Origin of the sequence: Glutamicibacter sp. (genome assembly GCF_035257265.1) — a bacterium.
Taxonomy (GTDB): domain Bacteria; phylum Actinomycetota; class Actinomycetes; order Actinomycetales; family Micrococcaceae; genus Glutamicibacter.
Genome location: NZ_DATEXC010000056.1, coordinates 143,008 through 158,216, shown reverse-complemented (window position 1 = coordinate 158,216; position 15,209 = coordinate 143,008). Strand labels below are relative to the sequence as shown.

The following is a 15,209-nucleotide window of genomic DNA, read 5'->3' as shown; positions in this document are numbered from 1 at the left end:
TTATGGCAACAACGAATGAATACACCCCGTCAACTACGACCGGCCGTCTTGCGAACTTCGTAGACTCCCGCGTCGGTGCTTCGGGCATGGTCAAGGAATTTGGTCGTAAGATCTTCCCTGACCACTGGTCATTCATGTTCGGTGAAGTAGCGCTGTACACCTTCGTACTGCTGCTGCTCTCCGGTACTTTCTTGACTTTCTTCTTCGATCCTTCGATGACCCACGTCACCTACAACGGTTCTTACGTCCCGTTGAAGGGCATTGGCATGTCGGCGGCTATGGCTTCGACCATGGACATCTCCTTTGATGTTCGCGGTGGCTTGTTCATGCGTCAGGTACACCACTGGTCGGCGCTGCTCTTCGTAGCTTCGCTGTCGGTGCACATGCTGCGCGTGTTCTTCACCGGCGCCTTCCGCCGCCCACGTGAACTGAACTGGGTTGTCGGCGGCGTACTGCTGATCATGGGTCTGGCTGCTGGTTTCACCGGCTACTCACTGCCAGATGATTTGCTTTCCGGTAACGGTCTGCGCATTATCGACGGCGTGATGAAGGCTCTGCCAATCGTCGGTACTTACCTGTCGATGTTCTTCTTCGGTGGAGAGTTCCCGGGCGTACACGTTATTCCTCGCCTGTACTCGTTGCACATCATGATCGTTCCTGCAGTGATCATCTTGCTGCTGGTAATTCACCTGTTCATGGTTGTGACTCACAAGCACACCCAGTACCCTGGCCCGGGTCGCACCAACGACAATGTTGTTGGCTTCCCAGTTGGTCCGGTCTACGCAGCGAAGGCCGGCGGCTTCTTCTTCATCGTCTTCGGTATCGTGGCGTTCATTTCGGGTCTCTTCCAGATCAACCCGATCTGGAACTACGGTCCATACGATCCATCACCTGTTTCTGCTGGTACTCAGCCGGACTGGTACATCGGATTCGTTGATGGCGCGTTGCGTTTGATGCCTGGTTACCTTGGTAACTTCAGCTTCGAATGGATCATCCCATTCCCATGGGGCGATAACACCTTGGTCTTGAGCGTTCTGCTTCCTGCGCTGGTTCCCGCCGGTGTACTGTTCATGGTGATGTTCGCATGGCCATGGATTGAACGTTGGGTCACCAAGGATAACCGCGAGCACCACTTGTTGGACCGCCCGCGTAACGCTCCATTCCGTACCGCAATGGGTGCAGCTGGTGTTGTCTTCTACTGCGTGATGTGGGCTGCGGCCTCCTCGGACTTGATTGCAACCCACTTCCATGTGGCATTGAATGACGTAACCTACTGGCTACGCATCCTCTTCTTCCTGGGCCCAATCTTCGCATTCTGGATTACCCGCCGTATTTGCTTGTCGCTGCAGCGCAAGGATCGCGAGATCGTGCTGCACGGCCGTGAAGCTGGCATTATCCAGATGTCCCCTGAAGGTGGCTTCTCGGAGAAGCATGAGGAAGTTGACGTGTACAAGCGCTTCTTGCTCACCAGCTACAACGACAACAAGTACATCCCGGCCCAGCCGGATGCCGCAGGACACGTCTCCGGTTCGGAGAAGCGTCGCGCAGCATTGTCGAAGTTCTTCTTCGAGGATCGCGTTGCACCAGTGACCCCATCGGAGCTCGAAGCTGCGCATGCAGCCCACGGCCACCATGAGGTCGAAGGTGAAAAGCAAGACTCAATCGAGAAGTAACAGCGACTCGCATTAGTCACAGAAAGAGGGACACACCTACTGGTGTGTCCCTCTTCTGGGTTAAGCAGGCTTTACGCCTGCTTCTCCTCCGTCTTGGGTTTCATTTCCGGGGTCTTGGTAGTAATGAAACGGAATTACACGATAGGCCGGGTGAGGCAGTTCTTTTGGGTAGGTTTGGTGCGTGCCGGTTGAGTTTCTGCGACCTCGATCAACTTTGCTCCAGACTAATCGCAGCCGTCCTCAACCCGGAGGGCGAGTAGTCCTCGAAAAGCGCGCCGGACTGAACCAGGCTCTGGCTACGGCAGGAAGAAGCCACCACTTGTTCGTTTGATAAGCGGCGAAGGCTTGGCGTTGAAGCGGAACTCCACCACATCCCGATCACCAGTGTCAGCGGATCACGGCAGATTCAGACGGGAATAGAACTCCAGCACTCGTGCCGCTTCAGTGCCGACGCGCAGACGGCTTAACGAGTGCAAATTTTTCGCGCTTCTCATTGCTCGCCCGAAGTCACCGCCCTCGGCATCACTGGCACACGACAGGATCGCTTCTAAGCCTAGAAATTATCTGTGTAGCGTGGAGTGCGTGTCCCAAGTCGTTGAAGCGGCACAAAGAGCTTGTAACGGTCCGAACGGTACAGCGAGACCGAGTAGTCGGCCAGGCGTTCGCCGATATACGCATAGCGAGTGATCTGCAAGAGCGGGAAACCCTGCTCAACACCCAGCAACAACGCTTGCGCGCTGGTGGCGGCCGTACTTTCCACCTGGTCCTCTCCCCATTCAAGGAGGATGCCGTAACGCTCGTGGAGCGCCTGGTAGAGCTTCGAGGGTGGAGGGCCGTCAACGAAGCCGGGCACTAGGTCAGCAGGCATGTAGTTTTCATCCAAGCTCATGGGTGTGCCGTCGGCCAGGAGCAGGCGCTTGAAGCGCACTACGCCGGCTCCCTCATCGACCATCAGTTGGGTGCTGAGGTAGGGCGAAGCTTTCACTTCGTCAAATTCGAGGACGCGAGCGTCTGGAACCATGCCGCGACGCATCATGTCTTCGGAATAGGAGTGCAGCCGCACACGCAGATCCATTTTCTCTGGAACGACGAACGTGCCAATACCCACCACTCGCTTGAGGACCTGCTGGTCAACCAAGGCGTCGATTGCCTGCCGGATAGTTTTCCGAGCAACTCCGAAGTGCGTGGCCAGTTCGCGTTCTGGTGGGAGCTTGTATCCCGGTTTGCAGGCTTCACGGGCATGGGTTTTGAGGATGTCGCGGATCTGTCGGTACTTGCTGGTAGTGCTTTGGGCATCGATGGTGCCGGTGACCGGTGGCGTCGGCGAGTAGCGCATGTTGATCTCCTTGGACACGGTAATGCTAGTTAAAATGCTAGCGGGGTGACAAGTGAAAACTTGTCACCCCGCTAGGAGAACTACTTAGTGAGCGTGATCGCCGCGGCTGTATTCATAAACCCAGCCGACAAGACCGATAACACACAGTCCAACACCGATGAACATAACCCACCATCCAAGGGCTAAGCCAAGGAAGCCGATTGCTGCGGCACTGGCAAGAACCAGTGGCCACCAGCTCCACGGTGCGAACAATCCGACATCGCCGGCGCTCTCGTGGATTTCGCCATCAAGGCGATCCTCTGGACGAGGACCAACACGTTTTGCGGTGAAGTACAGGTAACCGCCAACCATTGCGGACAGGCCAACCAGCATTAGCAGTGCTAACAGGCCAACCCATTCGTTCCAGTTAGTCATGTAACCGTATACAACCGCGATAGGGGTGAAGAAGAAGATTCCACCCAGGAAGATCCAGGATTCAACTTTCATCTTTACAGGTCCTTCTGGTCAGCCGGTCCGAAGATCTTTGCGGCACCAGCAGTAGGAGTAGCGCGGCCACTCAGTTCTGGGTGGTGCAGATCAAGCGCTGGGCGCTCGGAACGGATACGTGGAATCGAGTGGAAGTTGTGACGTGGTGGTGGGCAAGAAGTTGCCCACTCCAGCGATGCGCCGAAGCCCCAAGGATCATCAACTTCAACCATTTTGCCGTTACGGTGTGTAACCCAAACGTTCCAGAAGAACGGAATCATCGACATACCCAAGATGAAGGCGAACACGGTCGAAACCTGGTTCATGGCGGTAAAGCCATCTTCTGGCATGTAGTCAGCGTAACGACGTGGCATACCCATAACACCCAACCAGTGCTGGATGAGGAAGGTTCCGTGGAAGCCGATGAACAGGAGCCAGAAGTGGATCTTGCCCAAACGCTCGTTGAGCATCTTGCCTGTCCACTTTGGCCACCAGAAGTAGAATCCGGCGAACATTGCGAACACCACGGTACCGAAGACCACGTAGTGGAAGTGGGCAACCACGAAGTAGGTATCCGAAACGTGGAAGTCAAGCGACGGAGCCGACAGGATAATACCGGTCAGGCCACCGAACAAGAAGGTGATCATGAAGCCGATGCTCCACAGCATTGGGGTTTCGAAAGTAATCGAACCTCGCCACAGAGTACCGATCCAGTTGAAGAACTTCACGCCCGTTGGCACCGCGATCAGCATCGTCATGAAGCCGAAGAATGGCAACATCACCGAGCCGGTCACGTACATGTGGTGAGCCCAGACGGAAACCGAAAGCGCAGCAATGGAAATGGTCGCGAAGACCAGACCCTTGTAACCGAAGATTGGCTTGCGGCTGAAGACTGGGAAGATCTCAGAAACGATACCGAAGAACGGTAGCGCAATGATGTAAACCTCAGGGTGTCCGAAGAACCAGAACAGGTGCTGCCATAGAACCGCACCACCGTTGTCCGGGTCGAAAATATGCGCCCCGAAGCGTCGGTCGGCACCCAGTGCGAACAGCGCTGCTGCTAGCGGTGGGAAAGCCATGAGAACCAAGATCGAGGTGATCAAGATGTTCCAGGTGAAGATCGGCATACGCCACATGGTCATACCAGGTGCGCGCAAGCAGATGATCGTGGTGATGAAGTTGACGGCGCCAAGAATGGTACCGAAACCCGACAGTGCAAGACCGAAGACCCAGAGGTCTCCGCCGATGCCCGGCGAGAAGGTGGTGTTCGACAATGGCGCGTAAGCGAACCAACCGAAGCTAGCTGCACCCTGAGGGGTGAGGTAGCCAGCCAGTGCAATGGTCGAACCCAGGGAGAAGAACCAGAAGGCCAACGCGTTCAGACGTGGGAAGGACACATCTGGGGAACCAATTTGCAGAGGCATCATGACGTTGGCGAAACCCGCGAAAAGCGGAGTTGCGAACATCAGAAGCATGACGGTGCCGTGCATCGTGAATAGCTGGTTGTACTGTTCCTTGGTCTGCAGGATCTGCATACCCGGTTCGAACAGCTCAGCACGAATCAGCAGCGCCATGACGCCACCGATACAGAACATGATGAACGAGGTGATCAGGTACATGTACCCGATCTTCTTGTGGTCAGTCGTGGTGATGTAGTCGACGAAGATTCGACCCTTTGACCGCGGCACGACAGATGGGGCAATCGACTTGACGTCGTCGGTAGCGTATTCAAACGTTGTCATAGTGACTACTTTCCTCCCTCTTCATGGCCGTGCTCCACAACAACGGAGTTAACCTTGTTGGGCTGACGGTCGTATTCTTCGCCAATGTGGCCATCTTCCATCTTGGCAAGCTGGGCCTTGAACTCGGCGTCGTTGACGACCTTGACGTTGAAGAGCATTTCCGAGTGGTACTCGCCGCAAAGCTCGGCGCACTTACCAGCGTAGGTACCTTCAACCTGTGGAGTCAGGTAGATGTGGTTGGTCTTGCCTGGAATCATGTCCAGCTTCTGAAGGAATGCTGGAACCCAGAACGAGTGGATAACATCGCGGCTGTTAAGCTCGAGAGTTACCGACTTGCCTGCAGGTAGGTACAGGGTAGGCAGAGTTTCCTCAACGCCTGCCGAGCCATCCTTGTTCAGGTGAGCCTGTTCGCCAGCGAAGTACTTCTTCTGGCCCTCGTAGTTGTAGTTGAAGTCCCACGACCACTGCTTCGCGCGGACGTCAACGACGACCTCGGAATCTACAGGTGCGTTGATTGACTTCTCAACGGTGTTATTGAAGCTAAAGAAGACCAAAACAAGGACCAAAGGAATGGCCGTGTAGAAGATCTCCAATGGCAGGTTGTAGCTTAGCTGACGCGGGTAGCCAGTATCGGTCTTACGACGACGGTAAGCCACGACGCACCAAAGCATCAGGCCCCAAGTCATCACACCGATAATGATTACGGCGATCCAGGAGTGAACCCATAGATCCTGGATTGCTCCAGTGTGGTTCGTGGTGTCGCGCTCCACGTTTGGGAGCCACCCGCGTTTAGCCTCCGCTGTACATCCCGTCAGCAGCAATGCGCCGGCGCCGACCAAAGCAATAACTTTAGCTTTAGCAGATCCGCGACTGCCGGTTCGGTATTGCGAACTCACAGACGGCCCTTCCTCTTTGTTGGTGCAGAATGTGGTCTTCATAAGTCACCTCGCGGTTAAACGAGTTCACGGTGAGGTGGCTCACGAAGGGGAAACATAGTTTTACTACTTACTGTAGAGCTTACCCTCTTCGACCCCAGAATACCGAAAAACGCCGCTGTTTGAACGAGAAATTTCTTCAACGTTTAAACAGCGGCGTTAGTTCCTTGTGGCCTAGTGGAAGGAATCTCCGCAGGCACAAGATCCGGATGCGGCAGGGTTATCAATGGTGAACCCCTGCTTGGAAATTGTGTCTTCAAAATCGATCGAAGCGCCAGTGAGGTACGGCACGCTCATCTTGTCGACGACTACTTCGACGCCGTCAAAATCGCGTACGTGATCGCCTTCAAGCATGCGCTCATCGAAGTAGAGCTGGTAAATCAAGCCAGAGCAGCCGCCAGGCTGAACGGCAATTCGCAAACGAAGGTCGTCGCGACCTTCCTGCTCAAGAAGTGAACGTACCTTCTGCGCAGCCACGTCGGAAATTTCCACCTCGTGGGTTGGCACCTCGGTTGAGTCACCCGTGGTCTGGTCAACGGCTACAGTCATGATTTTCCTCCCATACTGTTTGATGTGACGCCCTCATCCCGAAGTGCATCGGGCTAAACGGCATCATTTCTTGATTCAATACTACGTCGCGAGGATCAAAAATGCTCTTCGATCTTCTCGTCATATGACGTGGTTCATAGTCCCGTCGAGTTAATCCGTGCCAAAAGCAAGGCTTCGGCAACAATTGCCTTCTGGAAGTCCCCAATATGAAGCGACTCGTTAGCCGAGTGTGCCCGTGAATCAGGATCTTCCACCCCGGTCACCAAGATCTGCGCCTGGGGGAATACGTCGAGCAGGTCGGCGATAAACGGAATAGATCCGCCTAGCCCCATGCTGACCGGCTCCACTCCCCACGACTGCTCGAGCGCCCAGCGTGCGGTGTCGTTCGCCGACGCTTCAAGATCCGCTTGGTAGGCATTTCCACCCTCGGTGGCGACAAACTGAACCTCGGCACCGCGAAGATCCACCGACTTCACATGTGCTTCCAACGCAGCCAGCGCCTGTTGTGGCTCTTGTCCCGGGGCTAGCCGCATCGACACCTTAAAGCGCATCTGCGGGATTAAGGTATTTGACGAGCGATCAACACTGGGCATATCCATTCCAATGACGCTCAGCGCTGGTTTATTCCATAAACGGTCGGTGATCTTTCCAGTGCCTGCCAGTTGAACCGAGTCGAGGACGGAACTATCGCGACGGAATTCGGCCTCATCGAAGTCGACCTCCGCACTGTCATTGGCGACCAGGCCCGGAACAGCAACGGAACCATCCTCGTCATGGAACGAAGCAATGAGCTTTGCTGCAAGGATCGGAGCGTCGAGTACCGGGCCACCGAACATGCCCGAGTGCACTGCGTGCCCCAGGGAGCGGACGGTGATTTCTGCGGCTGCCATACCGCGAAGCGAACTTGTCAATGCGGGGGTGCCCACCGCCCAGTTGGAGGAATCTGCCACGATGATCACATCGGCAGCGAGCTTTTCCTGATGCGCTTCGAGGAAGTTGCGGAAGGATGGTGAGCCAGCTTCCTCCTCACCCTCGAAGAAGTAGCTGACGCCCACGCCGAAGTCCTCCACGGACTCCAAGACTGCACGCAACGAGGCAATATGAACCATGATTCCGGCCTTGTCATCTGCGGCGCCGCGGCCATAGAGCCGATCCCCTACTCGGGTGGCTTCAAAGGCTGGAGTGTTCCAGTCTTCGTCGTTTCCCGGAGGCTGCACGTCATGATGTGCGTAGAGCAGAATAGTCGGTTTGCCCGGGGCCGCCTTGCGGCGAGCAACCACCGCGGGAGCACCCATGACACCGTTATCGTCTGCTTCACGCAGAATTTCGACGGAGTCCATGCCAGCCTCGCGGGCGAGAGCAGCTACGGCTTCTGCGCTCTGTTCCAAGTTAGCCGGATCAAATGATTCCCAAGCAACGCCGGGAATGGCGACCAGTGAGCTGAGCTCTTCGAGGATCTTCTCAAAGTTCTTCTCAACATGACTTTTTAGGGCAGTAACATCGACGCCATGGTTTGAGCTGTCGACTGGAGAATTAATTGTCATGTATTCAGCCTAGCAACGACCGCGGTTGCCAATGTCACTAGGTGGCCAACAACCCGGTAGGATAGGGGCGTGTTTGGACGTAAAAAAGATGACTCTCAATCCCCCGCAAATGTAGAGCCGACAGCCTCGGCTCCTGAAACAACGGACGGCCGCAAGACCGGACCGACCCCGAAGCGCAGCGCACAGCAGGCTAGCCGCCAGCGTCCGTTGGTGCCCACCGATCGCAAGGCGGCGAAAGAAGCCGACCGTCAGCGGCGTATCGAGGCGCAGAACCGTTTGCGTATCGCTAACGAAACCGGTGACGAGCGCTATCTCATGCCACGTGATCAGGGAGCCCAGAAGCGTTACGCCCGTAACTTCATCGATTCCCGCTGGATGTTCAGCGAGTTCATGATGTTTGTGATCTTCGCTTTCTTGATCTTGTCACTGACTTTCAACAAGAATCTCAGCGTGCAAATGTACGTCCAGGGTGCGCTCTGGGTCGTAATCGCTTTGGTCATCATCGAACTCATTGTGACCACGATACTTCTCAAGCGTCGCCTGGTGGCCAAGTTCGGCTCGATGGACCGCGGCCTTCGCATGTATGCTGCAATGCGCGGAATGCAGTTCCGCAAGCTGCGGCTTCCTAAGCCGCAGGTCAAGCGCGGCGCAAATATCGACTAGTCTCTCAGTCCAAATCTTCTAGGGCGGGCCCCAAAAGGCCCGCCCTTCTTAATGCCCAAAAACGCAACGGGCAATAATTCATCGTCAACTCCACAAAGATAAAAGTTTGTAAATGCTTTCACAAGCTTTAAAATATTTGCGTTGTGGAGTCTTCCATCAACGTGCCGCTTTCATTTGTAACGCGACATACAAGGTTCTATGGGGCGTACACAATGATTTACTTTGGTGCGTTGCCTATCCCCACCAAAGCCGCTCACGACGTCCATTAAGAATTCGACTTCTCCCCCGGCAACGACCAGCTGGCTAAACGGCGAACGGTCCCCTGAAACCAAGTTTCAGAGGACCGTTTGTTTGCATAGGTGCTGCACTACAGGGTACGAGCAAGTTCCTTATTAATCGCACGAGCCCAGAAAGGACCTTCGTAGAGGAACGCGGTGTAACCCTGAACTAGGTCTGCACCGGCATCCAAACGTGCCTTCACGTCGTCAGCATTCTCCACGCCACCCACGGCAATCAAAGCCATCTGGGCAGGAACCAATTCACGTAGCTGGCGCAACACTTCCAATGAACGAAGTTTTAACGGTGCTCCGGAGAGTCCACCGGCGCCGATTTCTGCCACGCGCGCAGAGTCACTGCTTAGACCGTCGCGAGTAATTGTCGTATTGGTGGCAATAATGCCATCAAGGTTAAGCTCGGTGGCCAATTTTGCAACATCGGCAACATCTTCGTCGCTCAGGTCGGGAGCTATTTTGACCAACAACGGAAGGTGACGCCCGGCGACTTGATCGGCCAGTGCTCCCACCTCACTGAGCAGAGGACGCAATGACTCAACACTCTGCAACAGCCGCAAACCCGGCGTGTTGGGGCTGGAAACATTAACAACTAGGTAATCTGCATGGTTTGCCAGCTGGCGGGTTGATTCAAGGTAGTCGCCGATGGCATCTTCGAGTTCAACCAATTTGGTTTTACCGATATTCACACCGATTACCGGACGGGTACCGGAGTAGTGGCTCTTCAGTTGCTGGCGTGCAGTCGCAACACGTGCCGCTACGGTTTCGGCACCCTCATTGTTAAAGCCCATGCGGTTAATGACTGCGCGGTCTTCGACCAAACGAAATAGCCGAGGCAACTCATTACCCGGTTGAGCTTGACCGGTGACGGTACCAATCTCCACATGTCCAAACCCGATGTCGCTGAGCGCCAAAATTCCGGTGGCACCTTTATCAAACCCCGCCGCGAGACCAAACGGTGAAGGAAAATCAATTCCCATCACGGTACGACGAAGCTTAGGGTTGGGGGCAAAAAACTTACGGACTGCCTTGGTCAAACCCACACGCTGCGCGAGTTTGATGGCGTCAAAAGCGAAATAGTGGGCCTTTTCAGGATCCATCTTGGTGAAAACATGCTTGAAGACCAGAGGATAAATGCGCATGGTTAATAGTTTCCCGCGAAGATCCCCTAACAGACAACTTGAGATCGGTATGCTTCAAGATATGAAGGGCTCAACGTATTCATCCAGCGGGCAATGGCCAGACTTCACGGTCAGCACCGAACCCGGTCAATGGGTTCCAGATCCACTGGGCGAAGGATTCGAATACACGACCCTGGACTTCGGTGTTGATGCTGAAGGCCCCGCCGTCGGCACCTTAGTTCGTTATAAGCCGCTTGGCTGGCGCACCTTGCTCCCGCGACGTTACAGCGGCGTGGTCCTGAGCTTGCATGGGTGGAGCGACTATTTCTACAACCGGGAACTGGCCGAATTCTGGGAAGCGCGCGGTTACCACTTCTACGCACTTGATCTGCGCCGCTACGGTCGCAGTCTTCGGGCCGAGCATGAAATACCTGGTTACGTCGATGACCTTGCTGTGTATGACGAAGAGCTCAACGCCTCCATGGAGGTACTCGGTGCAGCGCATCCAGATCTTCCGATCATTGCTCAAGGTCACTCCCAAGGCGGGCTAATCCTCACCCTCTGGTTAGCGCGTACGGCAGCTCGTGTACAGGCCTTAGTACTCAACGCCCCCTGGCTGGAATTTCAAGGAACTGCATTTTTGCGCGTTCCCATGCACGGGATCCTAGAAGCTATTGGACGTAATAACGGGCGACGCAAACTCGTGCTGCCCGAACGCGATCACTACTGGCATTCGCTCAGTGATCAAGGAGTCGGTGAATGGGACATTCACCGACTGTGGCGACCGCGCTACGCATTCCAGCCAACTACCGCCTGGATGAAAACCATCCTCGATGGGCATGCGCTCGTCGCCAAAGGTTTGGACCTAACCCAACCGATTCTGGTGCTCAGTTCAAATGCGTCTCACCTGAGCACCAACTACTCCCCCATCATGCAGAACTCTGATTCCGTGATCGATGTGCAGCAGACCCGATTGCGTGCCATTAAACTGGGCAGTTTTGTGACACTGTCACAAATACATGGGGCCATGCACGACGTGTTCACCTCGGCGGAACCAACCAGGGCTGCGGCATATCGAGACTTAGCCTTGTGGCTGAGAATGTTTCAACGTAAACGCTAGCTCTTCGGTTTGTCTACGGCTCCACCGTAACGACGATCGCGTTGCGCATACTGCTCTACCGCGGTGAATAGCGTAGTACGGTCCACATCGGGCCACAGCTGATCAAGGAACACCATTTCCGCGTACGCCGACTGCCACAGCAGGAAGTTACTCGTGCGCTGCTCCCCGCTGGTACGCAAGAAAAGATCCACATCTGGAAGCTCCGGAGCGTAGAGGTACTTGCCCAAAGTCTTCTCGCCCACGGAGGAGGCCTTCAGCCTACCGGCGGCAACATCTGCAGCGATCGCGGACATCGCATCACCAATTTCGGCTCGGCCACCGTAGTTGACACACATGGTCAGCTGACAGCCCAGATTATCTTTGGTTAGCTCCTCGGCGGCTCGCAGCTCGTTGATCACCGACTTCCATAATCGCGGTTCGCGACCAGACCAACGAATTCGTACGCCCCACGAGTTCAGGGTATCGCGCTGGCGTCGCAGCACGTCGCGTGAGAATCCCATCAGGAAACGTACTTCCTCGGGGCTTCGCTTCCAATTCTCGGTGGAAAAAGCGTATACGGAGATATGTTTGACGCCCATCTCTACTGCTCCGGCCATGACATCCAGGAGCGCTGCTTCGCCGGCCCGGTGTCCCTCGGTGCGAGGTAATCCACGTTGGTTGGCCCACCGGCCATTGCCATCCATCACGATCGCTACGTGCTCAGGCACTAAGGCTGCAGGGATGCTGGGCATCACCGGGTTATCCGGGTGCGGGTATGGCTTGACCGGACCAGGACGGCCGGTAATCGGACGAAGCTTGCTCATGTTCTCTCCACGTGTTTCAGCGATTTCACGGCACGCTCCAGGTGCCACTGCAGGTAGTTGGCAACAATGTCAGCTGCCTGTTTTTTAGCTCGTGGTCCGGCTTCAGCAACCGTGTCCCAGTCGCCGGTGAGTAATGCCTGCAGATAACCAATGGTAATCGGATGCGGTGCCAATGATCCTGAAGGCCGGCAGTCGGCACACACGACCCCGCCCAATTGGATATGCAACGCTTCATGCGGGCCAGGCCTCCCGCATTTAACACAGTTGGTAAATGATGGCGCCCAACCAGCAATAGATAGCGCTCGTAGAATATAGGAGTCCAGCAGGGCCCCGGAATCAACCCGATGTTTTGACAACAGCGCAATCGCGCCGTGCAGCAACAAGTATTGTTTGCCAGTTGAATCCGCGTCGGCCTCGAGCAGTCTTTCGGCAATTTCAACCATTGCCGTGCCCACCGTATAACTCGTGTAGTCGCTTACTAGCTGCTGCCCATAAGGATGACGCAGCTGAGCCTGCGAGACGACATCAAGATTGCGCCCCATCACGATTAGCGCATCAACTTCCATAAATGGTTCTAATGTGGCACCGAGCCGCGAAGAGGTCCGGCGCACACCCTTAGCGACCGCGCGTACTAAACCTTTAGGAGTGATCAGTGTGATGATGCGATCTGCTTCGCCCAGTTTATGGGTACGCAACACCAGCCCACGGGTGTGGTAACTGCGTGAGGCGAATCCGGAACGTGACACGTCTTCAATTCTCCCACTTGAAACTGGAAATATCGCAATTCACCACCGGGGATCCTTCTCTCAGCGGTACCGTTGGTCACCGCGGATTACACGGGCGGTATTTCTCTGCAGCAACCGGGGCCCGAATGGTTAGTCTGGTCAGCGGCCAATCCCACTGAGTTTTCAGATGGCTACCGCTTTGTTCCGCACTGTGCCCTAAGTCCTTGTTGCCGCCGTCCTTGTCACGCTCGAGCGTAAAAGTGGACCGCAGTGGCTGCGGCTCCCATTCCCGTCCCCCGAAATCAAAAATGCTAGGAACCATTTGGTTCCTAGCATTTTTGTGCTTGTGGTTTGTAGTTACTTAGCGTCGCGAATCGCGCGGTTGACGGCAGATACCACTGCCTTCAGTGCTGAGATGTTGGTGTTGGTGTCCATCCCGACGCCCCACAGGATGCGATCTCCGACGGCGCATTCAACAAATGAGGCAGCGCGCGCGTTGCCGCCTTCGCTCATTGCATGCTCGGTGTAGTCCAGCACGCGCAGGTCTACTCCATCATCATTGAGCATCTTGACCAAGGCGGATACCGGACCATTACCCTGGGCGCTGCGCTCATGCGCCACTCCATCGATGATCAGCTTCACGTCCAGCTGGAAGCTTCCATCTTCGGCCGAGGCAGCGGTCGCCGAAGCAATCTGGTAGTAACCCCAGGTATCCAATCCGGAGTCTTCACTGACTGGCAGGTACTCGTCCTGGAAGACATTCCAAATGGTGGCCGAGGAAACCTCGCCGCCTTCGGTTTCGGTCTTCTTCTGGATGACTCCGGAGAACTCGATTTGCGCACGGCGCGGCAGATCCAAGTTGTAGTCGTTCTTCAGCAGGTAAGCCACGCCTCCCTTGCCGGACTGCGAGTTCACGCGGATCACGGCTTCGTAGGAACGGCCAATATCCATTGGATCGATGGGCAGGTATGGGACAGCCCAGACCATGTCGTTCAGTTCCTTGCCTGCGGCGGTGGCTTTGACGTCCATAGCCTCCAAGCCCTTCTTGATCGCATCCTGGTGGGATCCGGAGAAAGCGGTGAAGACCAGGTCGCCACCGTAAGGGCTGCGTTCTGGAACTGGCAGCTGGTTGCAGTATTCGACGGTGCGGCGGATGTGGTCCATATCGGAGAAGTCGATCTGTGGATCCACGCCCTGCCCGAACATATTCATCCCCAGGGTTACCAGGTCAACGTTGCCGGTGCGCTCGCCATTACCGAACAAGCAGCCTTCGATGCGATCCGCGCCAGCCAGGTAACCCAGCTCGGCGGCGGCAACGCCGGTGCCGCGGTCATTGTGTGGGTGCAGCGACAAGATAATCGAGTCACGGTTCGACAGGTTACGGTGCATCCACTCGATGGAGTCGGCGTACACGTTTGGGGTAGCCATTTCGACGGTGGCCGGCAGATTCAGGATCATCTTGTTCTCCGGGCTGGCTTCCAAAACTTCGGCTACTGCCTCGGAAATTCGCTTGGCGAATGCCAGTTCGGTCCCGGTGTAGGACTCTGGAGAGTACTCATAGGTGATCTTGGTGCCGGTCAGCTGCTCTTCGTACTTCTTGCACAGACGTGCACCCTGCACGGCGATATCAACAATGCCATCCTCGTCCTGGCGGAAGACAACTTCGCGCTGCAAGATCGAGGTGGAGTTGTACAGGTGAACGATTGCCTGCTTGGCGCCCTGCAGCGACTCATAGGTGCGCTCGATCAGGTGCTCACGGGACTGGGTCAACACCTGGATGGTGATATCATCAGGGATGCCGCGTTCGATCAGCTGGCGGACAAAGTCAAAGTCGGTCTGCGAAGCGGAAGGGAAACCAACTTCGATTTCCTTGAAACCCATCTGGACCAACAGGTCAAACATCTTGTGCTTGCGCTCTGGACTCATCGGGTCGATCAGTGCCTGGTTTCCATCACGCAGGTCAACCGCGCACCAGCGCGGAGCCTTCGTAATGTACTTATCTGGCCAGGTGCGATCGGGCAGGTTGACTTCGATCTGATCCTGGAAAGGAACATACTTGTGGACCGGCATGTTCGAAGATTTTTGCATGTTCTGCATTTCGGTTTTCCCCTAGACAATGTTGGTGCTTAGTTGTGTGGGGCCAGACATGAGCTACTCCGCGGCGAGAAGGTCGGCCGAATTGACCACTAACGGTCTCTTGGATCCTCGCAGCGGCAGATTAGTAGTAGAAGCTCGAAATGCAC

General features: G+C 55.5%; 13 protein-coding genes. 3 read left to right on the top strand and 10 right to left on the bottom strand.

What is annotated here, in order from left to right; translation table 11 throughout:
- Positions 1-2 precede the first annotated feature (2 nt).
- Complete coding sequence (locus VJ369_RS16125; protein ID WP_324093055.1) at positions 3-1,673, top strand: ubiquinol-cytochrome c reductase cytochrome b subunit; 1,671 nt, start codon at positions 3-5, stop codon at positions 1,671-1,673.
- A gap of 553 nt (positions 1,674-2,226) precedes the next feature.
- On the opposite strand, the gene VJ369_RS16120 is transcribed toward VJ369_RS16125, so the two are convergent.
- The 6 genes from VJ369_RS16120 to VJ369_RS16095 form a co-directional block, all read right to left on the bottom strand.
- Complete coding sequence (locus VJ369_RS16120) at positions 2,227-3,009, bottom strand: GntR family transcriptional regulator (protein WP_324093054.1); 783 nt, start codon at positions 3,007-3,009, stop codon at positions 2,227-2,229.
- A gap of 84 nt (positions 3,010-3,093) precedes the next feature.
- Entirely contained in the window at positions 3,094-3,495 is a 402-nt protein-coding gene (locus VJ369_RS16115) for a cytochrome c oxidase subunit 4 (RefSeq protein ID WP_324093053.1), read from the bottom strand.
- Between the two features lie 2 nt (positions 3,496-3,497).
- A complete protein-coding gene (ctaD, locus tag VJ369_RS16110; protein ID WP_324093052.1) occupies positions 3,498-5,216 on the bottom strand; it encodes a cytochrome c oxidase subunit I in 1,719 nt (572 codons plus the stop codon).
- 5 nt (positions 5,217-5,221) lie between these two features.
- Positions 5,222-6,112 (bottom strand): cytochrome c oxidase subunit II, encoded by an 891-nt coding sequence (gene coxB, locus VJ369_RS16105; protein ID WP_324093051.1) that lies wholly within the window; start codon positions 6,110-6,112, stop codon positions 5,222-5,224.
- Between the two features lie 213 nt (positions 6,113-6,325).
- Entirely contained in the window at positions 6,326-6,700 is a 375-nt protein-coding gene (locus VJ369_RS16100) for an iron-sulfur cluster assembly accessory protein (protein WP_324093050.1), read from the bottom strand.
- Between the two features lie 134 nt (positions 6,701-6,834).
- On the bottom strand, positions 6,835-8,244 hold the full coding sequence (locus VJ369_RS16095) for a dipeptidase (RefSeq protein WP_324093049.1): 1,410 nt from the start codon (positions 8,242-8,244) through the stop codon (positions 6,835-6,837).
- A gap of 69 nt (positions 8,245-8,313) precedes the next feature.
- Here VJ369_RS16095 and VJ369_RS16090 point away from each other — a divergent pair, with 69 nt between their 5' ends.
- Positions 8,314-8,907: a DUF3043 domain-containing protein gene (locus VJ369_RS16090; RefSeq protein ID WP_324093048.1), complete on the top strand. Its 594-nt coding sequence runs from the start codon at positions 8,314-8,316 to the stop codon at positions 8,905-8,907.
- Positions 8,908-9,274: 367 nt separating this feature from the next.
- Here VJ369_RS16090 and VJ369_RS16085 read toward each other — a convergent pair whose 3' ends face one another.
- On the bottom strand, positions 9,275-10,339 hold the full coding sequence (locus VJ369_RS16085) for a quinone-dependent dihydroorotate dehydrogenase (RefSeq protein WP_324093047.1): 1,065 nt from the start codon (positions 10,337-10,339) through the stop codon (positions 9,275-9,277).
- Positions 10,340-10,388: 49 nt separating this feature from the next.
- Between VJ369_RS16085 and VJ369_RS16080 the strand changes: the two genes are divergently transcribed.
- Complete coding sequence (locus tag VJ369_RS16080; RefSeq protein WP_324093046.1) at positions 10,389-11,438, top strand: alpha/beta hydrolase; 1,050 nt, start codon at positions 10,389-10,391, stop codon at positions 11,436-11,438.
- Here the strand turns inward: VJ369_RS16080 and VJ369_RS16075 are convergent.
- The 3 genes from VJ369_RS16075 to leuA form a co-directional block, all read right to left on the bottom strand.
- Positions 11,435-12,241, bottom strand: coding sequence for an isoprenyl transferase (locus VJ369_RS16075; RefSeq protein ID WP_324093045.1), 807 nt, complete (start codon positions 12,239-12,241; stop codon positions 11,435-11,437). The genes VJ369_RS16080 and VJ369_RS16075 overlap by 4 nt on opposite strands.
- Positions 12,238-12,987 (bottom strand): DNA repair protein RecO, encoded by a 750-nt coding sequence (gene recO / locus VJ369_RS16070; RefSeq protein ID WP_324093044.1) that lies wholly within the window; start codon positions 12,985-12,987, stop codon positions 12,238-12,240. Before recO ends, VJ369_RS16075 begins: the two co-directional genes overlap by 4 nt.
- 336 nt (positions 12,988-13,323) lie before the next feature.
- Positions 13,324-15,063 carry a 2-isopropylmalate synthase gene (leuA, locus tag VJ369_RS16065; protein WP_324093043.1) on the bottom strand — a complete coding sequence of 580 codons (1,740 nt, stop codon included), beginning with the start codon at positions 15,061-15,063 and terminating at the stop codon, positions 13,324-13,326.
- Between the last annotated feature and the right edge of the window lie 146 nt (positions 15,064-15,209).